The sequence below is a fragment of the Kribbella sp. genome (assembly GCF_035687465.1).
Lineage (GTDB): Bacteria > Actinomycetota > Actinomycetes > Propionibacteriales > Kribbellaceae > Kribbella.
This window is the reverse complement of the sequence record NZ_DASRXP010000674.1, coordinates 1-19,439: the sequence shown is the minus strand read 5'-3', so window position 1 is coordinate 19,439 and position 19,439 is coordinate 1. Positions and strand designations below refer to the sequence as shown.

Sequence of the window (19,439 nt, the reverse complement as noted above, 5' to 3'; positions counted from 1 at the left end):
GCCCCCACCCTTCTCCGCTTCGAGCACCGGACCGAGGCCGGGCCCGTCCTGGGCATCGGCACCGCGACACCTCGCCTGTCCTGGCAGGTCCCGACCGCCGCCGCCGGGTACCAGCAGACGGAGTACGAGCTCGAGATCACCACCGGCGAAGCGCAGGTGTACAAGGTCGAATCGCCCGACCAGGTCCTGGTCCCCTGGCCTGGTGCACCACTCGCCTCGCGTCAGTCGGCCCAGGTCCGGGTGCGAGCGCGCGGCGACGGTGACTGGAGCGAGTGGAGTGAACCCGCGACCGTCGAGGCGGGGCTGCTCACCGCCGACGATTGGACCGCGCAGTTCGTGAGTCCGCGCGAGATCGGTGCCATCGGCTCTCCAGCCCCTGTGCTCAAAGGCCTTCTCCAGTTGCCTGAAGGCGTCACCCGTGCCCGCCTCTACTCCACCGCGCACGGCATCTACCTGCCCGAACTCAACGGAGCGCGCGTCGGCGACGATGAACTCGCGCCTGGCTGGACGGCGTACCAGCAGCGGCTTCGCTACCAGACGTACGACGTGACCGACCTCGTCCGCTCCGGCGAGAACAACCTCGAGTTCCTCGTCGGCAACGGCTGGTACCGCGGCCGCCTCGGCTTCCACGGCAAGGACGCCCTGTACGGCGATCGGCTGGCCGTGCTCGCGCAACTCGAGGTCACCACTGCCGACGGCGAGGTGCACGTCTTCGGCAGCGACGACACCTGGACGGCGCACGAGAGCGCGATCATCGCGGACGACATCTACGACGGCCAGCGCACCGACCTGCGCCGGCCGACCGGCCCCGCGACCCCGGTCGACGTCCTCGACGCCGACCTGACTCTCCTCGTCGCACCGGACGGCCCACCGGTACGGGTGACGGACGTCCTGCCTGCTCTCGAGATCACCACCTCACCGTCCGGGAAGACCTTGGTCGACTTCGGGCAGAACGTCGTCGGCCGGGTTCGGCTCACGGTCCGCGGCGGTGCGGAGGGCGACGAGATCGTCCTGCGGCACGCCGAGGTCCTCGAGGACGGCGAACTCGGCGTACGCCCACTGCGCACCGCCAAGGCCACCGACACCTACGTCCTCGCCGGCCCCGATGAGGTGATCCTCGATTCACCGCTCACCTTCCACGGCTTCCGGTACGCCGAGGTCACCGGCGTACGGGATCTGCGTGTCGGTGACCTGGAAGCCGTCGTGATCAACTCCGACCTGCGCCGGACCGGGTGGTTCGAGTCGTCGGACGAGCTGCTCAACCGCTTCCACGAGAACGTCGTCTGGGGGATGCGCGGCAACTTCGTCGACGTACCGACCGACTGCCCACAGCGCGACGAACGGCTCGGCTGGACCGGCGATCTCCAGGTCTTCTCCCCCACCGCGAGCTTCCTGTTCGACACCGCGGGGTTCCTCACCAACTGGCTGGCCGATCTGGCGGCCGAGCAGAAGAAGGACGGCTCGGTGCCGTACGTCGTACCGGACATCTTCCGGCAGCCCGGACCGGCGACGGCCGCTTGGGGGGACGCGGCAACGATCGTGCCCTGGGTGATCTACGAGCGCACCGGTGACAGTGGCCTGCTGGCCCGCCAGCTGCCGAGCATGCGGGCGTGGGTGGATCGGATGGCCGACCTGGCCGGCACCGATCTGTTGTGGACCGGTGGGTTCCAGTTCGGTGACTGGCTCGACCCGACGGCGCCGCCGGACAACCCGTTCCGCGCGAAGGCGGACCCGGACGTCATCGCCACCGCGCATCTGGCCCGCTCGGCGGAGGTCGTCGCGCAAGCGGCGGAGGTGGTCGGCGATGCCGAACTGGCCCGCGAGTACGCCGATCTGGCGGCCCGCGTCCGGCAGGCGTTCGTGGCGGAGTACACGACCGAAGGCGGCCGGGTCCTGAGCGACGCCGCCACGACGTACGCGCTGGCCCTGCAGTGGGCGTTGCTGCCCACGGAGGAACAGCGCCGCCGGGCCGGTGAGCGGCTGGCCGACCTGGTCCGGACGGCGGGCTTCCGGATCAGCACCGGATTCGTCGGTACGCCGCTGATGGCGGACGTGCTGGCCGATACCGGACATCCTGAGCTGGCGTACCGGCTCTTGTTACAGACAGGCTGCCCCTCCTGGCTGTACGCAGTGACCATGGGCGCGACGACGGTGTGGGAACGCTGGGACAGCATGTTGCCCGACGGCAGCATCAATCCCGGCCAGATGACGTCGTTCAACCACTACGCACTCGGCGCGGTGGCTGACTGGATGCATCGCCGCGTGGCCGGCCTCGCACCAGGCGATCCCGGCTACCGCACGATAGTGGTCCACCCCCTGCCCACTTCAAAACTCACCAGCGCTTCAGCCCGGCACCTCACGCCGTACGGCGAAGCCGCGGTTTCGTGGAGCCGCGAGAACGGGCAGCTCAAGCTCGAGGTCACCGTGCCGGTCGGCTCGCGGGCAGAGGTCCACGTGCCCGGCGAGAGCACACCGATCAACGTCGGTCACGGCACGCACGAGTGGACTGCCGACGACCCGTACGCCGTCGCGCCGCCGCTGCCGGCCGAGGCGAGCATCCGGCAACTGATGGACCACGAGCCCACCTGGGATGCACTCGTCATCGCCGCCCGGGAGAACGAGATCGTCACCGACGACGCCGAGCTCGCCGCCCGGCTCGAGCGCTATCTCGACCAGTCGGCCGGCCGGCTGGTCGAAGCCATCAGTCCGCGCGGCCTCTCGCCCTCGGCCGAGACGCTGCAGACCGAACTCGACCGTCTGCTCAATCCCTGATCAACATCCCTGGAGGTCCTGATGAGGTTCCGCCCACGCACCAGAGGACTGGCCGTTGCCGCGGCCTGCTCGCTCGTTCTGACCGCCTGCAGCGCAGGCAGTCTCGGTTCCAGCGACGATGCGGGCGGCAGTTCCGTCAGCATCACCTATCTGACGGGGAACCAGGAGCAGGACCTGAAGGAGGCCAACCAGCTCGTCAAGGACTTCACCGCCAAGAATCCCGGCATCACGGTCAAGCTCGAGAGCCGGCCGGCCGGTTCCGAGGGCGACAACATCATCAAGACCCGGCTGTCCACCGGCGACATGACGGACGTCTTCGGCTACAACACCGGCTCGCTGTTCCAGGCGATCGCGCCGCAGAAGAACCTGGTCCCGATCGGTGACCAGCCCTACATCGGCGACCTGGACGACAACTTCAAGAAGACGGTGACGGCCGGCGATCAGGTCTACGGGGTCCCGTCCGGCGGATTCATGGGCGGCGCGGTCCTCTACAACATCCCGGTCTACACCCGGCTCGGGCTCAAGGTGCCGACCACGTGGGCCGAGTTCATGGCCAACAACGCCAAGATCAAGGCGGCCGGGATCGCACCGGTGATCCAGACCTACGGCGAGACCTGGACGTCGCAGCTGTTCGTCCTGGGCGACTTCCACAACGTCGCGGCCGCCGAGCCGGACTTCGCCGACAAGTACACCAAGAACCAGGTCAAGTACGCGACCTCGCCGACGGCCGTGAAGGGCTTCGAGCACACCCAGCAGGTGCACGACCAGAGTTACGAGAACAAGGACTTCGCCTCGGCCAAGCTCCCCGACGGCCTCCGAATGCTTGCCCAGGGCAAAGGTGCGCACTACCCGATCCTGACTGGTGTGGTCAACGACATGGTCGCCACCTATCCGAATGCGGCCAAGGACGTCGGACTGTTCGCGTTGCCTGGTGACGACGCGAGCACCAACGGCCTGACGGTGTGGACTCCCGGTGGCGTCTACATCCCGACCAGCACGACCGGCGACAAGCTGGACGCGGCGAAGAAGTTCCTCGCCTTCATCGCCAGCCCGGACGGCTGCAAGTCCCTGGCCAGCGCGGGCGTCCCGACCGGCCCGTACGCCGTCAAGGGCTGCGAGCTGCCGACCGACGTACCGCGGGCCATCAAGGACATGCAGCCCTACCTCGACAAGTCCGGTGGCTCCAGCCTGGCGCTGGAGTTCGTGTCGCCGGTCAAGGGCCCGTCGCTGGAGCAGATCACCGTCGAGGTGGGCTCCGGTATCCGTAAGGCCAAGGACGGCGCCGACCGCTACGACGAGGACGTCAAGAAGCAGGCCCAGCAGCTCGGGCTGGCGGGTTGGTGAGGACCTACACGCCGTACAAGTACTGGTTCTATCTGCCGACCGCGGTGATCTACGGGGTGCTGTTCGTCATCCCGACCTTCGCGTCGTTCTACTACAGCCTGACGCGGTGGAGCCTGTTCGAGTCGAAGTTCATCGGCCTGGAGAACTTCAAGCTGTTCTTCTCCGAGCCCCAGCTGGTCAAGGGCTTCACCAACACGCTGATCTTCGCGTTCGTCACCTCCGGGTCGAAGGTGGTGCTGGGGCTGATGCTCGCCGTGCTGCTGACGTCCCGGGTGATCGGTCGCACCTATCTGCGGTCGGTCGTGTTCTTCCCGGTACTGGCCAGCACGATCGGCGTCGGCATCATGTTCACGGTCCTGATGAACCCCGAACGCGGGCTGATCAACGGTGCGCTCAGCGTGATCGGCATCGAGGGACCCGGCTGGCTGACCGACCCGAAGTACGCGCTGCTGTCGGTCGCGCTGGTCGACGTGTGGAAGGGCGTCGGGCTGGCCACCCTGATCTACATCGCCGGCATCGTGTCGATTCCCCGGGAGTACCTGGAGGCCGCCCGGGTCGACGGAGCCGGCGCCTGGGAGACGTTCCGCCGGATCGTGCTCCCGCTGTCCCGGCCGGCCACCGTCACCGTCATCATCCTGTCCCTGATCGGCGGCCTGCGGTCGTTCGAGCTGATCTGGTTGATGACGCGCGGCGGTCCCGGCTTCACCTCGGACGTGATCGCGTCCGTCATCTACAAGCAGTACCAGGCCGGGTTCTACGGCCTGTCGACAGCCGGCAACGTGGTGCTGTTCCTGGTGGTCACCGCGATCATCCTGCCGTTGTCCTGGTTCCTGAACCGCAAGGAGGTGGACATGTGAGCACCGCCGAACTCGTGAACCACAAACCCGGCCGCAACTACCTGCTCAGCGTGGTCGCGATCCTGGCCTCGATCGTGGTGTTCGTCATCCCGTTCGCCTTCATCGTGCTGACCGCGGTCAAGGACCGGCAGCAGGCCGCGCTGCTCGACTTCTCCTGGCCGCATCAGCTCCGCATCGTCCAGAACTTCGTCGAAGTGATCCAGGCCCGCGACTACATGCTGGTGATCGCCTACATCAACAGCACGATCCTGACCGTGGCCAGCGTCACCGGCATGGTCGTGCTCGCGGCGATGGCCGGGTTCGTTCTGCAACGCCGCCGGAGCCGGTGGAACCCCTTCATCAACTTCCTGGTGCTGTCCGGGCTGATCATCCCACCGGCCGTCGTCCCGACGATCTGGGTGCTGCAGCGGCTCGGTCTGTTCCGGACCATGTCCGGGCTGATCCTGATCGAGATCGCGTTCGGGCTGTCGTTCTGCATCCTGCTCTTCCGGGCGTTCGTCGCGACGATCCCCCGCGAGCTCGACGAGGCGGCGGTGATCGACGGCGCCGGTCCGCTAAGGCTGTTCTTCCAAGTCATCTTCCCGCTGCTGCGATCGGTCATCGTGACGGTCGTCGTGGTCCAGTCAGTGGCGGTGTTCAACGACTTCGTGAACCCGCTGTACTTCCTGCCCGGCGACCAGAACGCGACCGTCCAGCTGACCCTCTACAACTTCCAGAGCCAGTTCACCACCCAGTACAACCTGCTGTTCATGAACATCCTGCTGATCACCATCCCGCCGCTGATCATGTTCCTGTTCTTCAACCGCCAGATCGTCGCCGGGATGACGTCGGGCGCGGTGAAGGGCTAGAGGTCCGTGTAGTACGCCTCCACCGCGTCGTAGTCGACGGAGCTGTCGGGCTTCATGCCGAGAGCGTCGTAGTGCTTACGGCGGGCACGCATGTCCGCCAGCAGGATCGCGCGGGCGTGGACGGCGACATCCTCCGCGACCCCGGCCGGTACGACGATCACGCCGTCGTCGTCGCAGCCGATCATGTCGCCGGGGCTGACCTGGGTACCGCCGCAGGCGATCGTGGTCTGTGTCTCGACCACCTTGATCCGGCCCGGGATGATCGTCCGGCCGCGGTGCCGCGAGCAGATCGGGGTCCGCTGGGCGGTGATCTCGGCGGTGTCGCGGCAGTACCCGTCGGTGACGATCCCGGCCGCACCCCGCTGCACCGCGCCCATCCCGTTCTCGGAGCCCCAGAAGCCGACCTCCTTACCGCCGCCGGCGTCCATCACCACGACGTGGCCGGGCTGCAGGTCGGCCGGCAGTTTGACGTTGCCGGTCTCCTCGAACCAGATCCGGTGTGCCTCGACGATGTCCTGGGTGCTGTCCAGCTTCCACATCGGCCGGTTCGACGGGACCGCGCGGATGGTGGCCGCCTGGCCCCAGAACTTCATCCCGAGCCAGAGCGGCCGGACGTCCGGCGACATCAGCCCGATGTCGAAGTACCCGATGCCGTCCAGCGCGTCCGCCACATCCACCACCCGCAGGTGCCGGTACAGGCTGGACAGGTCGTTGGCGTTGGCAGTTTCAGTGACTGTCATCAAAGAAGACCTTTCACTTGATCCGGTAGAAACGCGCGGCGGTCCCTCCAAGGACGGCCGCGAGATCATTCGGGTCGTCGAACACTCGCTCGACGGCCGCGCGCAGGCTCCCCCACGCCTGCTGGTAGTCGGCCCGCAGCAGCACCACGGGCCAGTTGCTCGCAAGCATCAGCCGCTCTGCCCCGAAACACTCAGCAGCCCAACGGACATAGCGATGCACCTCAGGCCACTGCGGCAACGCGGTCAGAAGATCGATGCCGAGCGACACCTTCACCGCAAGCTGTGGACACTCCGACAACTGCCGCATCTGCCCAGCCCACGGCTCCCACCCGCCGGATTCGATCGGCGGGCGACCGAGGTGATCGACAACGATCCGCAGCTCCGGTACTGCGTGCGCAAGCTCCGTCACCGCCGCTGTCTGTGCCGCGGTGACCGGTACTACGTCCCAGCTCAACCCGGCCTCGGCAAGTTCCCTGAACAACTCGACCGAGTCCGGCTTCGTCAGCCAGTCCAGCGGATCCCGGCCGACCAGGCAGCGCACTCCACGCAGGTAGGGACTGCGCGACCGGGCGAGCTCGGCACGCGCGGCAGGGGGGTCCGACAGCGGCAACCAGCCCACCACCGCATGCACGAACGGAGCCTCAAGTGCATAGCCGGCCAGCCGATCGTTCTCGGCAGGTTCGTCGACCGACTGGATCAGGACCGTCCCGTCCACACCCACCGCGGCGAGTTCCGCCTGCAGATCGGCCGGCGAGTAGTCCCGCGCGATCGCGCCATGCCGGTCGTCCCGCCAGGGCTGGTTCTGCGCGGCCACTCGCCAGAAGTGGTGGTGCGCGTCGATCACCGGCATCTCAACGCCCCTCCCACTCGATCTTCCGATGCGCCAGGAACCCCGCGACGCCTTCCCTGAAGTCCCGGCTGCCATAAACAGCAGCCAGTACTTCGTCCGCATCGGCGCCCGGGCCGTCCCGATCGACCAGCCGCTCAACCTCCTTGAGCGACGCCACCGTGAGCGGCGCATTCCGGCAGATCAACTCCAGCAACTCCTCGACCGCCGCGTCGAGCTCGTCCCGGTGAACCAGGTCGCTCACGAAGCCGGCCACTAGCGCCTCCGGTGCCGGGAGCAGCCGCGCGGTCAGGACCATGGCCATCGTCCGCCCGGCCCCGAGTCGCTTCTGCAGCCGAGCGAGAACCAGCGGCGGCAGCGTGTTTCCAAGCGTCCGCGCGACCGGTGCACCAAAGACCGCGTCGGGCGTGGCGATCAACAGATCGCAGCAAGCGGCCAGTGCCAGTCCCGCCCCGACAGCCGGGCCTTCCACGATGCCGACCACCGGGACACGGATCTGCAGCAGACTCGACAGCACCCGGCCGATGCGGTGCTCGTATTCCACGCCCTGCTCCCCCGACGTGAAGTCCGCGAACTGCCGGATGTCGGTGCCCGCGGCAAAGGCCTCACCACCCGCACCGCGCAGCGCGACGACGCGGATTCCCGGGTCCTCCGCCACGATCTCCCGGACCTTCTCGAGGCCGTCGTACATCGGCCAGGTGATGGCGTTGCGGCGTTCGGGGTTGGACAGCCAGAGGCGGAGGATCGGGCCCTCCCGCTTGACCACCAGCTCACCAGACGTCATGTCTTCCCTTCCATCAGCACCTCTTCGGTGTGCTCACCGAGCAGCGGGGGGTGCCGCCGGAGCCGGGCCGGCGTACGGCTCATCCGGACCGGTGAGCCGAGCACCCGCACGCGACCTTCGACCGGATGGTCGATCTCCTGCACCATCCCCCGGGCCTGGACGTGGGGATCGGAGTCCAGCACCTGGCGGTAGTCACGGATCGGTCCAGCCGGTACTCCGGCCTCCAGCAGCAGCGCGACCCATTCGTCGGTCGTCGCCGTGGCCAGTGTCTCCTCCAGCTCCGCGGCCAGCTCATCGCGGTGGGCCATCCGGTCGGTGTTCGTGACGAACCGTGGATCGGTCTGCAGCCGCGTCACCTCGAGCGCCACGCACAGTCGCTGCCAGAGGCGCTCGTTGTTCGCACCGAGGGTCAGGTGCCCGTCCTTCGTCCGCAGCGCCTGGTACGGCGCCGACATCCGGTTGGCCGAGCCGAGCGGTTGCGGAACGTCCCCGGTCGCCCAGTACTCCGTGGACTCCCAGACCGACATCGCCAGAGCCGACTCGAACAACGAGGTCTCGACGTACTGGCCCTGCCCGTCCCGCTCCCGGGCATGGACCGCGGCGACGATGCCGAAGGCGCAGAACATGCCGGCCCCGAGATCCCCGACGGGCACTCCGCATTTCACCGGCTCGCCGCCCGGCGTACCGGTGATGCTCATGACGCCGGACATCGCCTGGGCGATCAGGTCGTACCCGGGCCGGTCGGCGTACGGGCCGGTCTGGCCGAAGCCGGAGACGCTTGCGTAGATCAGCCGCGGGTTGAGCGCAGCGAGGGTCTCGTAGTCGACACCGAGCCGCTTGGTCACGCCCGGGCGGAAGTTCTCCACCACGATGTCCGCGGACAGGACGAGCCGATGGAACGACGCCAGGTCCTCGGCCGACTTGAGGTCCAGGCAGACGCTGCGCTTGTTCCGGTTCAGCGCGAGGAAGGCCCGGCTGTCCTCGCCGTGAACCGAGTATCCCCAGGATCGCCGGGTCTGGTCACCCGCCTCCGGGTTCTCGATCTTGATCACGTCGGCCCCCAGATCGGCCAGCAGCATGGTGCAGAAGGGCCCGGCCATCACCTGGGTCAGGTCCAGCACCCGCAGTCCGTCCAACGCGCCCGCCAGCTCCACCATCAGCCACCCAGCCCCGCGTCCGCCTCGGCGAAGAACGCATCGGCCGCCTGCTGCACCGTCTTCTTGCCGAAGGCAACCTCCTCGTAGGCCCGGCTGTAGGCCGACTCGAAGGTGGCCTGGTAACCCGGCGGGTAGAGGATCGTCGGCGGCTTCTTCGCCACGATCTGCGCATAGAGCTCGAGCTCGTGCTTCTTCAACGGAGCCAGCGCCGGGTCCTTCAGTTGCGCGTCGAGCACCTTCGTATTGGTCGCCGCGCCGTTGTCGGACTTGAACACCTTGCCGGCCTCGAGGTCGTTGGTGAAGAAGTCGATGAACGCGGCCGCGGTCGGGACGTTGTCACAGTTGGTCGGAATCGCGAAGCCCGAGGTGAACATCGCATTGCCCGAGCCTTCCGGACCGGACGGCATCGGCAGCGTGGTCAGTTTCTGCCCGCCCGGCTTGGTCGCCAGGGTCGCCGAGGCCGGGGTCAGCGCGTTCCCCGGGATGCTGTCGGTCAGGATCCTGCCCTGGGCGATGAACCCCTGCTCGGCGGACTGCGGCTCATCGGCCTGAGAGTCAGCACTCATGGTGACGCCGGCCTTGCGCAGCTTCTCCCACATCTCCCAGTACTCGATCAGCGTCTCCTTGGTGAAACCGAGTTTGCCGTCGTCGGTGAACAACTGCTTGCCGTTGGCAAGGTTGTACGCGATGAAGTAGTTCGGCGTACTCCCCCGCGCTCCGGCGGCGAAGGTGCCTGCCGGGAGCTTGGCCTGGGCTCGCGTCATCCAGTCCGTGTACTGCTTCCAGTCGTAGCCCTCTGGAGGCAGACCGACCCCGGCCTGCTCCGCGAGGGTGGCGTTGACCCCGACCGCGTCGTACGCGGCGCCGTACGGGAGGAAGTAGAGCTTGCCGTCCGGCCCGCGGCCGGTGTCGACGACCTCTTTGGGGATGTCGTCCACCTTGATCGCGCCGGATTCGATCATCGGGTCGAGCGGTAGCAGGACCTTGCGTTTGGTGTAGTCGTTCAGCTGGCGACCCTGGAGCTGCATCACGCAGGGCAGGGTCTTGCTGGACGCCTGGATGTTCAGCTTGTTGAAGTAGTTGCCGAAGTCGGCGTTCTGCCGGTCGACGGTGACGCCGGGGTGCGCCTTCACGAACAAGTCGGCGACCGCGTTGGTCTTGGCCGCCCGGTTCGCTCCACCCCAGAAGGTCAGCTGCAGGCCGCCTTTGACCTCACCCTTGCCATCCTGTCCACCGGCGGCGGAATCCCCGCCGGGATCGCCGACCGACGTGCCACTGCACCCGGCGACCATCAGCAGTGCGAGCGCCGCAGTACCGAGTCGTTTCATGGGAGGTCTCCTAGTCATTTGAGGCCGGTGGTCGCGACGCCCTCGATCAGCAGTTTCTGCGAGACGAGGAAGAAGCCGACGATCGGAGCGAGCGCGAGGGTGGACATGGCGAAGAGCGAGCCAAAGGCCGACTCGCCGGTCACGTCCAGGAAGGAATTGAGGCCGAGCGAGACGGTCCACAGCTCCGGCCGGTTCAGGTAGAGCAGCGGACCGAGGAAGTCGTTCCAGCTGTTGATGAAGGTGAACAGCGCCGTCGTCCCCAGCGCCGGCAAAGCCAGCGGCATGATGATCCGGATGAACGTGCGCCAGTGCCCGCAGCCGTCGATCCTCGCCGCGTCGTCCAGCTCCCGCGGCAGCGTCCGGATGAACTGCACCATCAGGAAGATGAAGAACGCCTCCACCCCGAGCCACTTCGGCACCACCAGCGGCAGGTAGGTGTTCATCCAGGCGAGCTCGTTGAAGAGGATGTACTGCGGTACCAGCGTCACGTGGTACGGCAGCAACATCGTTGCCAGCAGCAACCCGAAGAGCACCCGCTTGAACGGGAACTCCAGTCGCGCGAACGCATAGGCGGTCAGCGAGCAGGAGAACAGGTTGCCCGCGATCGACAGGGTGGTGATCACGATCGAGTTGAGGAAGTAGCGGGAGAAGTTCAGCTGGCCGGCGCTCCAGCCCTGCTTGTAGTTGTCCAGCGTGTAGTTCTTCGAGAACAACCCGAGGCTGTTCATCACCTCGGCGGACGGGCGGAACGACGCCGCCACCATCCACACGACGGGATAGAGCATCACGATCAGGACCGCGATCAGCAGGACGTGCCGGACGAGCCCGAGCACCATCGGGTTGCGGGTCCGTCGCCGGCCGAACAGCGGGCGGGCGATCGACACTGTCGTCATCGTTCGTCTCCGTAGTAGACCCAGCGCCGGGCGGTCAGGAAGAGGAAGCCGGTGAAGGCCGCGAGCACGATGACCAGCGCCCACGCCATCGCCGAGGCGTAGCCCATCCTGAGTTCGGCGAATCCCTGCTGGTACAGATAGAGCGTGTAGAACAAGGTGGAGTCGGTCGGCCCGCCCGTACCGCGGCTGACCACGAACGCCCCGGTGAACGCCTGGAACGCGTGGATGGTGTCCAGCAGCAGGTTGAAGAAGATCAGCGGCGTCATCAGCGGCAGGGTGACGCTGAAGAACCGCCGGATCGGCCCGGCCCCGTCGACCGCGGCCGCTTCGTGCAACTCCGCCGGCACCTGCCGGAGGCCGGCCAGGAAGATGATCATCGTCGCGCCGAACGCCCACAGGTTGAGCGTCACGATCGTCCACAAGGCGGTACCAGGACTGCCCACCCAGCTGCCGTGCTGGATGCCGAACAAGCTCAGCACCTGGTTCACCAGCCCCGTGCTGCCGAAGATCTGCCGCCACAGCACCGCGATCGCGACACTCGCACCCATCAGCGAGGGCAGGTAGAACAGGGCTCGGTAGCCGGAGAGGAACTTGATCCCCTTGTTCAGCAGCAGAGCCAGCACCATCGAGACGATCAACAGCAGCGGGACCGACACCGCGACGTACACGAGGGTGACCTTGACGGACGAGAAGTACCGCGGGTCCGCGGTGAACATCCGCCGGAAGTTGTCCAGGCCGATCCACTTCGGCGCGCTCAGCAGGTCGTAGCTGGTGAACGCGAGATAGGCGGAGTACAGCATCGGGCCGATGGTCAGCAGCAGGACGCCGATCAGCCAGGGACTCAGGAACACATAGGCGGTCAGCCCTTCGCGGCCGGTCCTGGTGCTCTTCATGGGCCCGATCCCTTCCGGGCGTGCGCCTCGACCCGATCAGCCAACTGCTGCGAGAGCAGCCCGGCCAGGGGAACCTGTACGTCGCAGTCGCGCGCGGCGGCCACGATGTCCCACAGATCCTTGCTCCACGGCCGGTCCTTCACCGGAGTGCCGGCGCTGTCGTAGGCGGCCGCGACCCGATCGAAGAACCCCCAGTTGCGAGTGATCCACGAATCACCAGTGCTCGTGGACACCGCCTCGAGGACGACCTGCTCCGGTACGCCGTACGCACAGGCCAGGTCCAGCGCCTCCTGTACTCCGGCAAGGGCCGCGAACATCATCAACTGGTTCGCCAGCTTCACCGCGGCCCCGGCACCGGCGGGACCGGCATGGATCACCGTGTCCGCGACGGAGTCGAGCACGGGTCTCACTTGGTCCAGGACCTCCGCCCGTCCACCGGCCATCACCGTGAGAGAACCAGAAAGCGCTCTCTCCGCTCCCCCACTCACCGGTACGTCGAGCAAGGCGAGCCCTCGTGGTTCCGCCTGCTCCGCAAGGCGTTTCGCCGTCGCGGGCAAGATCGTGCTGTGGATCAGGACCACCGAGTCCGCCGCCAGCAGCGGCACCAGTTCGTCGAGGATCTCCGCGACCGCCTGATCATCCGGAACCGCCAGCGCGAGCACACCGCAGTCCGCGATAGCGGCTGGCTCATCCACCACTTCGGCGCCGAGGCCGTCGGCTCGCTGCGGGTCACGGTCGTACACCGCCAGCCTCCAGCCGTCCCGCACCAGCGCGGTCGCCATCGGGCTACCCAGGTTTCCCAGGCCGACGAAGCCCAGCCGGGTTGTTTCGCGAGAGATTCTTCGGCCCACGGAACGCCTCCAGTTCACGGCCGGTCGTCTATGAACTATTGTCTACAATAGATAGTCGACGCTGACAAGATCGCAGGAGAGAATGAGCGGTATGACAGAGCAGCAACTGCAGTCGCCCAGCCTGGTCCAGCTGGCCGTCGGCGCGATCCGCCGGATGATCCTGGCGGGCGAGCTGGCCGAGGGTGAGCGGCTGATCGAGGAGCGGCTCACCGAGCAGCTCGGGATCAGCCGCCCTCCCCTGCGCGAGGCGTTGCGGGTGCTCGAACAGGAAGGCCTGATCGTCACCCGCCCGCGGCGTGGATCGATGGTCGCGACCCTGACCGATCAGGACGTCTTCGAGATCCTCACGCTGAGGTCGGCGCTGGAACGCCTGGCCATCGAGCTCGGCGTCCCGGTCCGGTTCCCCGATCGCCTGAAGGCCGCGCAGGAGGCGCTGGTCGAGATGGAGCAGTGCGCGGCCGCCGAGGATCGCGGCAGCCTGGTCCAGGCCGGCTACCGCTTCCACTCGTCGTTGATCGCTCTTGCCGGCCACCGTCGGCTCGAGGAGGCCTATGCCTCCGTCCAGCAACAGCTACTGCTCTGCATGGCCCGCAACCTCTACGCCCGCGAGCACTACCACGAGGATCTGAACGAGCACGTCGCCCGGCACCGCTTCCTGCTGGACCTCGTCGAGGCAGGCGATCCCACAGCCGTGCTCGCCGAACTGGCAGTGCACGGAGAGCGCTCTTTCAGCGAGATTCAGAACAACGCGGGCAAGCGCTCGGCCAGTAACTCGTAGTCGCGCCGGCTGTTGTAGGCGTGGGCCGAGAGCCGCACGAACACCCGATCGTCGAAGGAGGTCAGGGTGATCTCGGCCTTCAGTTCCTTCGAAGCCCGGACCTTGAAGGCCGCACCCGCGGCTGGGTTCCGCTCGCCCCGGAAAGGCAGTTCCACCAGGCGCATCGTCGCTGCCGGGTGAGCGACCTCCGCGACGCACGTGCCGAGCGCCTTGGCGACCACCTTCGCTCCTTCATCGATCAACGCCGACAGTTGCGCGCGGCGTACGGGCCAGTTCAGCTCGTCCAGGACGCGCAGCGACTCCGGCGCCGCGATCCAGGGGGCGTAGTCGTAGGTGCCCTGCATGTCGAACCGCTCGGGCAGGCGTTCGTCGTGTTCGGACCAGGAGACGATCAGCGGCAAGGTCTCCCGGCGCCACTTCTCCGCGACGACGAGCCCGGCGGTCGCGCGCGGCGAGGCCGGCCACTTGTGGAAGTTGCCGGTCCAGAAGTCGGCGCCGTCCGCCGCCGGTGAATCGATCAGCGCCGGCGCGTGGGCGCCGTCCACGACAGTCGGGATCCCGCGCGCCTTGCAGACCTCGACGAGCTGCGCGATCGGCAACACCGTCGCCGTCTCCGAGCTGATCTGGTCGACCACCAGCACGGACGCGCGCTCGTCCAGCTCCGCGCTGATCACCGCCACCACGGTCTCGTCATCGGCTTCCAGCGGTAGGTCGACGATTACCACCTCGGCCTGGCTCGCCCGGGCGAACCGTTCGGCCGCGAAGCGCACCGCGCCGTACGCGTGGTTCGTCAGGACGATCCGGCGGCCGGGGCGGATCGGCAGGGTCGCGAGCGCGGCGGTGATGCCAGCACTCGCGTTCGGCACCAGCGCGAACCCGGCCGGGTCGGTGTTCAGGTAGGCGGCCAGCTCCAGCCGGCTGGTGGTGAGCCTCTCGGCGACCGAGCGGAACCACAGCATCGGGTTCGCCTCGGTCTCGGCGCGCAGGGCGGCCAGGAGCTCCTGGGTCCGGCGCGGGACAGCGCCGTACGAGCCGTGGTTGAGGTGGAGGACGTCGGGGTCCAGTGACCAGAGGTCGGGGCGGGGGCTGAGTACCGTCACGTCCAAACGGTACATACTTCCCGTTGTGTATCCCTACCTCGACCACGACGGGCCGATCGCGATGGCCCATCGCGGCGGCGCGCTGCACCCGGACAACCTCGGCTACGAGAACTCGATGCACGCCTTCGCCCAGGCCGTCGGACTGGGCTACCAGTACCTCGAGACCGACCTGCACGCGACCCGCGACGGCGTCGTGATCGCCTTCCACGACCGTCGGCTGGACCGGGTCACCGACCGGACCGGGGTGATCGCCGAGCTGCCCTGGTCCGAGGTGAAGAAGGCCCGGATCAACGGCCACGAACCGATCCCGCTGCTCACCGAGGTGCTCGAGCAGTTCCCCGAGGTCAAGCTCAACCTGGACATCAAGGCGGACAACGGGGTGGGCCCGGCGGCCGACGTCCTGCGGCAGGCCAACGCGATCGACAGGGTCTGCGTGTCCTCCTTCTCGCAGACCCGGGTACGGCGGATCCGGCGCGAGCTCGGCGAACGACTTGCCACCGGCTTCGGTGAACAGGAGATCGCGCGACTGCGGTTCGCGCCCTTTCGGCTGTCCTCGCCCGGCGCGTGCCTGCAGATCCCGGAGGTGTACGGCCGGTTCAGGGTGCTCACGCCCGGACTGCTCCGGCGGGCCCATGCCCTGGGCAAGCAGGTTCATATCTGGACGGTCGACGACCCGGCCGCGATGCACCGGCTGCTCGACGCCGGTGTCGACGGTCTGATCACGGATCGCACCGACCTGCTCCGCGACGTACTGATCGACCGTGGCCAGTGGAAATAACACCCGTACCTGACAGACTCCGCGCATGGGACTTCTGACTGCCCCGGCAGCCGTCGACAAGCGTGAGTACTGGGGCTTCAGCCTCTACGACTGGGCCAACTCCGGCTACGTGACCACAGTCGGGACCGTGCTCTTCGCGCCGTACCTCACCTCGGTCGCCGAGACCGCCGCCTGCGGACGCGTCGGTACGACGGAGGACCCCTGCCACACCAACCTCCAGATCCTCGGACTCGGCATCTCCCCCGGCTCGCTCGCGTTTTACGCCGTCACGCTGGCGACGCTGATCTCCGCGCTGTTCCTGCCAGTGGTCGGCGCGATCGCGGACCGTTCGGCGAACAAGAAGTTGCTGATGTGCTCCTTCGCCTGGGTCGGAGCGCTGTCCGCTTGCAGCATGGTGTTCGTCGAGGGCGGCCGCTGGGCACTCGGCACCTTGTTGCTCGTCATCGCCAACATCTGTCTCGGCTCGTCGCTGGTGGTCTACGACTCGATCCTGATCGACATCGCCCCGCCGGACGAACGCGACGAGGTGTCGTCCCGGGCCTGGGCCTTCGGCTATCTGGGCGGGTTCATCCTGCTGGCGATCAACCTCGGCGTGGTCACCGCGCACGACGCGCTCGGGATGAGCCAGGGCACCGCGGTCCGGCTCAGCCTGCTCAGCGCGGGGTTGTGGTGGGGGCTGTTCACGATCATCCCCTACCTGAAGCTGCGGAACCGGCCACCCGCGAGCGTCGTACCGGTCGGCGGGAACCTGATCCGGCAGAGCTTCGGGCAGCTGTTCGCCACGCTGAAGCACGTGCGGACCTACCCGATGACGCTGCTGTTCCTGGTCGCGTACCTGTTCTTCAACGACGGGATCCAGACCGTCATCTCGGTCTCGTCCACCTATGGGGAGAAGCAGCTCGGGTTCGAGACCCAGGTCCTGATCATGACGATCCTGCTGGTCCAGTTCGTCGCGTTCTTCGGCGCGCTCGCGTTCGGCCGGTTCGCCCGCCGGTACGGCAGCCAGCGCACCATCATGGGCGGGCTGGTGATCTGGATGCTGATCGTGATCGCGGGCTTCATGCTGCCGGCCGAACAGATCGCGCCGTTCCTGGCGATGGGCCTGGCGATCGGGATCGTGCTCGGCGGCACCCAGGCGCTGTCCCGGTCCGCCTTCAGCCAGCTGATCCCGAAGGGCCGCGAGGCGGAGTACTTCAGCCTCTACCAGGCAGGCGAGCGCGGTACGTCGTGGCTGGGCACGCTGGTCTTCGGCCTGGTCCACCAGCTCACCGGCTCCTACCGCCCGGCGATCGTTGCCCTCGGCCTCTTCTTCCTGATCGGCCTGGTCCTGCTCTCCCGCGTCGACATGCGCCGCGGCATCACCGAAGCCGGCAACACCCAGCCCACCCTGGTCTAGGCGGGCTGGGCGCGGCGTGACTAGTTGGTGGGGGTGGCGGACTGGCCGGGGCGGCCGCCGCCGCCCATCGGGACACCGCCCTGGCGGACGGTGCTGGCGGTGAGGCTGCCGTCGGTGGTCTGGCCGCTGACGACGACCTGCTCGCCGGCCTTGAGCTGCGAGGCGGTGCCCTTGGCGGTGATCTCGATGCTGGTGTCACCGGTGAGCTTGACCGTGACGTCGCCGGTCTGCGTCTTGACGACGAGTTCCGTGTCGGTCGCCGACACCACCGTGCCGACGGCGGCCGTTCCCGCCGCGCCACCCGGCGCCTGGCCACCACGCGCTCCGGTGTAGCCACCGGCACCGCCGAAACCGCCGGCGCGACCTGCGGCCGGGGTCTGGCTCGTATTGTCCGACGCGAAGGCGGCGTGCAGCCCGGCGCCACCGCCGAGGCCGATCGCCAGGACGACGACACCGGCGAGCACCGCGGTGGCGGCCGGCAGGTTCAGGGTCTTCTTCGGCTGGAGTGCCTCCTTGACCTCCTCGTCGCTACCGATCTGGCTGAACTCGTCTTGGGACTGGTTGGGCGTGCTCATGAAGAAACCTCTCTCATTCGTGGCGTAGGGCATCGATGGGACGGAGACCGGCGGCCCGGTGCGCGGGCATGCTGCCGAAGAACAACCCGACGGCCGCGGACACGCCGAAGGCGAGCACGATCGACGAGGGGACCAGGACCGGTTGCACGCCGGCCAGTTCGAACCGGCTGACAACCAGGGCGGTGATCACCCCGACCAGCCCGCCGATCAGGCTGAGCAGCGTCGCCTCGATCAGGAACTGCCCGAGGATCGCGCGCCGCTTGGCGCCGAGCGCCTTGCGGATGCCGATCTCACGGGTCCGCTCGGTGACGGTGACCAGCATGATGTTGGTGACGCCGATGCCGCCGACGATCAGGCTGATCGCGGCCACCGTCGCCAGCAACGCGGTGAAGGTCTGGGCGGTGTCCTGGCTGGTCTGCAGGATCTGCGCCGAGTTGGTGATCCGGAACGGCGACGTGGTGGTGGCCGGCACCTGGTGCCGCGCCGTGAGCAACTCCGTCACCTCGGCCTGGGCGGTGTCCACCTTGTTCTTGTCGGCCGCCTGGACCACGATCTGGCTGAGCGCGCCGTACCCGGCCTGGGTGGCCCGGAGGGTCGTGATCGGCACGATCGCCGTCGCGTTCGGATCGGTGAAGCCGGTGGTGTCCTTGCTCGCCAGCACACCCAGTACTACGAAGTCGACCGCGCCGAGCTTGATCGTCTGACCGACCGCTGTGTTCGCCCGGCCGAAGAGCTCGGTGGCTGCCGTCTGCCCGAGCAGGACCACCCGCTGGGAGGTGTCCACGTCCTGCTGGGTGAAGGACTGGCCGCTGCCGACGGGGGTGTTCGTCGCCGGCATGTACTCGGGGGTGGTGCCGAGCACCTGGCTGATCGTGTAGCTGGTGTCGCCGTTGGTCGCAGTACCGGTGCTGGTCATCACCGGGGCGACGGCGGCCACGTCAGGGGCGAGGCGGTCGTCGCCGAGCGCCTCGGCATCTTCCATGGTGAGGGTGTACTGCTGGGCGGACGGGCCGGCCTGGCCACGGGCGAACCCACCGCCACCGCCGGTGGTGGAGACGGTCAACAGGTTGGTGCCCATCGCCTCGAGCTGGTCCTGCACCGCCTTGCCCGAGCCATTGCCGACGGCAACGAGCACGATGACGGCACCGACGCCGATGGCGACGCCCAGCACGGTCAGCAGCGACCGCACCTTGTTCGCGCCGAGACCGCGCAGGGCGGCCCCGAACAGATCGCGGGGTGACATCAGCGAGTCACCTCGTCCCGGACGATCTGACCATCGGAGACCTGGATCAGCCGCCGCGCACGGTGCGCGACCTCGTCCTCGTGCGTGATCACCACGACCGTGCGGCCGTCGGCGTTCAGCTCGTCGAACATGCCCAGCACCTCTTCGGTCGAGTGCCGGTCGAGGTTTCCGGTCGGTTCGTCGGCAAGCAGGATCCGCGGCCCGGTGCAGAGCGCGCGGGCGATCGCGACCCGCTGCTGCTGACCGCCGGACAAC

General features: G+C 67.7%; 19 protein-coding genes. 7 read left to right on the top strand and 12 right to left on the bottom strand.

Going from position 1 to position 19,439, the window contains the following annotated elements:
• From VFG33_RS36165 to VFG33_RS36150, 4 genes are all read left to right on the top strand, one after another.
• The coding region (locus tag VFG33_RS36165; RefSeq protein ID WP_325057535.1) for a family 78 glycoside hydrolase catalytic domain at positions 1 to 2,772 on the top strand (2,772 nt) is incomplete at its 5' end.
• Positions 2,773 to 2,793: 21 nt separating this feature from the next.
• Positions 2,794 to 4,116 (top strand): ABC transporter substrate-binding protein, encoded by a 1,323-nt coding sequence (locus VFG33_RS36160; protein ID WP_325057534.1) that lies wholly within the window; start codon positions 2,794 to 2,796, stop codon positions 4,114 to 4,116.
• Positions 4,113 to 4,973 carry a carbohydrate ABC transporter permease gene (locus tag VFG33_RS36155; protein ID WP_325057533.1) on the top strand — a complete coding sequence of 287 codons (861 nt, stop codon included), beginning with the start codon at positions 4,113 to 4,115 and terminating at the stop codon, positions 4,971 to 4,973. Before VFG33_RS36160 ends, VFG33_RS36155 begins: the two co-directional genes overlap by 4 nt.
• Positions 4,970 to 5,821 carry a carbohydrate ABC transporter permease gene (locus tag VFG33_RS36150; RefSeq protein WP_325057532.1) on the top strand — a complete coding sequence of 284 codons (852 nt, stop codon included), beginning with the start codon at positions 4,970 to 4,972 and terminating at the stop codon, positions 5,819 to 5,821. Before VFG33_RS36155 ends, VFG33_RS36150 begins: the two co-directional genes overlap by 4 nt.
• Here the strand turns inward: VFG33_RS36150 and VFG33_RS36145 are convergent.
• The 8 genes from VFG33_RS36145 to VFG33_RS36110 are packed head-to-tail and all read right to left on the bottom strand — an operon-like array spanning position 5,818 to position 13,314.
• Positions 5,818 to 6,561: an RraA family protein gene (locus VFG33_RS36145; protein ID WP_325057531.1), complete on the bottom strand. Its 744-nt coding sequence runs from the start codon at positions 6,559 to 6,561 to the stop codon at positions 5,818 to 5,820. The genes VFG33_RS36150 and VFG33_RS36145 overlap by 4 nt on opposite strands.
• A gap of 13 nt (positions 6,562 to 6,574) precedes the next feature.
• On the bottom strand, positions 6,575 to 7,411 hold the full coding sequence (locus VFG33_RS36140) for an amidohydrolase family protein (RefSeq protein ID WP_325057530.1): 837 nt from the start codon (positions 7,409 to 7,411) through the stop codon (positions 6,575 to 6,577).
• Between the two features lies 1 nt (position 7,412).
• Positions 7,413 to 8,192, bottom strand: coding sequence for an enoyl-CoA hydratase (locus tag VFG33_RS36135; protein ID WP_325057529.1), 780 nt, complete (start codon positions 8,190 to 8,192; stop codon positions 7,413 to 7,415).
• A complete protein-coding gene (locus VFG33_RS36130) occupies positions 8,189 to 9,349 on the bottom strand; it encodes a CaiB/BaiF CoA transferase family protein (RefSeq protein ID WP_325057528.1) in 1,161 nt (386 codons plus the stop codon). Before VFG33_RS36130 ends, VFG33_RS36135 begins: the two co-directional genes overlap by 4 nt.
• On the bottom strand, positions 9,349 to 10,677 hold the full coding sequence (locus tag VFG33_RS36125) for an ABC transporter substrate-binding protein (RefSeq protein WP_325057527.1): 1,329 nt from the start codon (positions 10,675 to 10,677) through the stop codon (positions 9,349 to 9,351). The genes VFG33_RS36130 and VFG33_RS36125 overlap by 1 nt, the downstream gene beginning before the upstream one ends.
• 14 nt (positions 10,678 to 10,691) lie before the next feature.
• On the bottom strand, positions 10,692 to 11,570 hold the full coding sequence (locus VFG33_RS36120) for a carbohydrate ABC transporter permease (protein ID WP_325057526.1): 879 nt from the start codon (positions 11,568 to 11,570) through the stop codon (positions 10,692 to 10,694).
• Complete coding sequence (locus VFG33_RS36115; RefSeq protein WP_325057525.1) at positions 11,567 to 12,463, bottom strand: carbohydrate ABC transporter permease; 897 nt, start codon at positions 12,461 to 12,463, stop codon at positions 11,567 to 11,569. Before VFG33_RS36115 ends, VFG33_RS36120 begins: the two co-directional genes overlap by 4 nt.
• Positions 12,460 to 13,314, bottom strand: coding sequence for an NAD(P)-dependent oxidoreductase (locus tag VFG33_RS36110; protein ID WP_325057524.1), 855 nt, complete (start codon positions 13,312 to 13,314; stop codon positions 12,460 to 12,462). Before VFG33_RS36110 ends, VFG33_RS36115 begins: the two co-directional genes overlap by 4 nt.
• 91 nt (positions 13,315 to 13,405) lie before the next feature.
• Between VFG33_RS36110 and VFG33_RS36105 the strand changes: the two genes are divergently transcribed.
• The gene (locus VFG33_RS36105; protein ID WP_325057523.1) at positions 13,406 to 14,092 is read left to right on the top strand and encodes a GntR family transcriptional regulator; all 687 of its coding nucleotides are present in this window, start codon (positions 13,406 to 13,408) and stop codon (positions 14,090 to 14,092) included.
• Here VFG33_RS36105 and VFG33_RS36100 read toward each other — a convergent pair.
• Positions 14,053 to 15,192, bottom strand: coding sequence for an aminotransferase class V-fold PLP-dependent enzyme (locus VFG33_RS36100; protein WP_325057522.1), 1,140 nt, complete (start codon positions 15,190 to 15,192; stop codon positions 14,053 to 14,055). The genes VFG33_RS36105 and VFG33_RS36100 overlap by 40 nt on opposite strands.
• A gap of 25 nt (positions 15,193 to 15,217) precedes the next feature.
• Here VFG33_RS36100 and VFG33_RS36095 point away from each other — a divergent pair, with 25 nt between their 5' ends.
• Both VFG33_RS36095 and VFG33_RS36090 read left to right on the top strand, forming a co-directional pair.
• The gene (locus VFG33_RS36095) at positions 15,218 to 15,970 is read left to right on the top strand and encodes a glycerophosphodiester phosphodiesterase family protein (protein ID WP_325057521.1); all 753 of its coding nucleotides are present in this window, start codon (positions 15,218 to 15,220) and stop codon (positions 15,968 to 15,970) included.
• A 25-nt stretch (positions 15,971 to 15,995) separates the two neighbouring features.
• Positions 15,996 to 17,366 (top strand): MFS transporter, encoded by a 1,371-nt coding sequence (locus tag VFG33_RS36090; RefSeq protein ID WP_325057520.1) that lies wholly within the window; start codon positions 15,996 to 15,998, stop codon positions 17,364 to 17,366.
• A 20-nt stretch (positions 17,367 to 17,386) separates the two neighbouring features.
• Here VFG33_RS36090 and VFG33_RS36085 read toward each other — a convergent pair whose 3' ends face one another.
• The 3 genes from VFG33_RS36085 to VFG33_RS36075 form a co-directional block, all read right to left on the bottom strand.
• Entirely contained in the window at positions 17,387 to 17,941 is a 555-nt protein-coding gene (locus VFG33_RS36085; protein ID WP_325057519.1) for a hypothetical protein, read from the bottom strand.
• A gap of 13 nt (positions 17,942 to 17,954) precedes the next feature.
• Positions 17,955 to 19,184: an ABC transporter permease gene (locus VFG33_RS36080; RefSeq protein WP_325057518.1), complete on the bottom strand. Its 1,230-nt coding sequence runs from the start codon at positions 19,182 to 19,184 to the stop codon at positions 17,955 to 17,957.
• Positions 19,184 to 19,439 (bottom strand): ATP-binding cassette domain-containing protein (locus VFG33_RS36075; protein ID WP_325057517.1); only part of this gene is annotated, 256 nt, incomplete at its 5' end. The genes VFG33_RS36075 and VFG33_RS36080, both read right to left, overlap by 1 nt.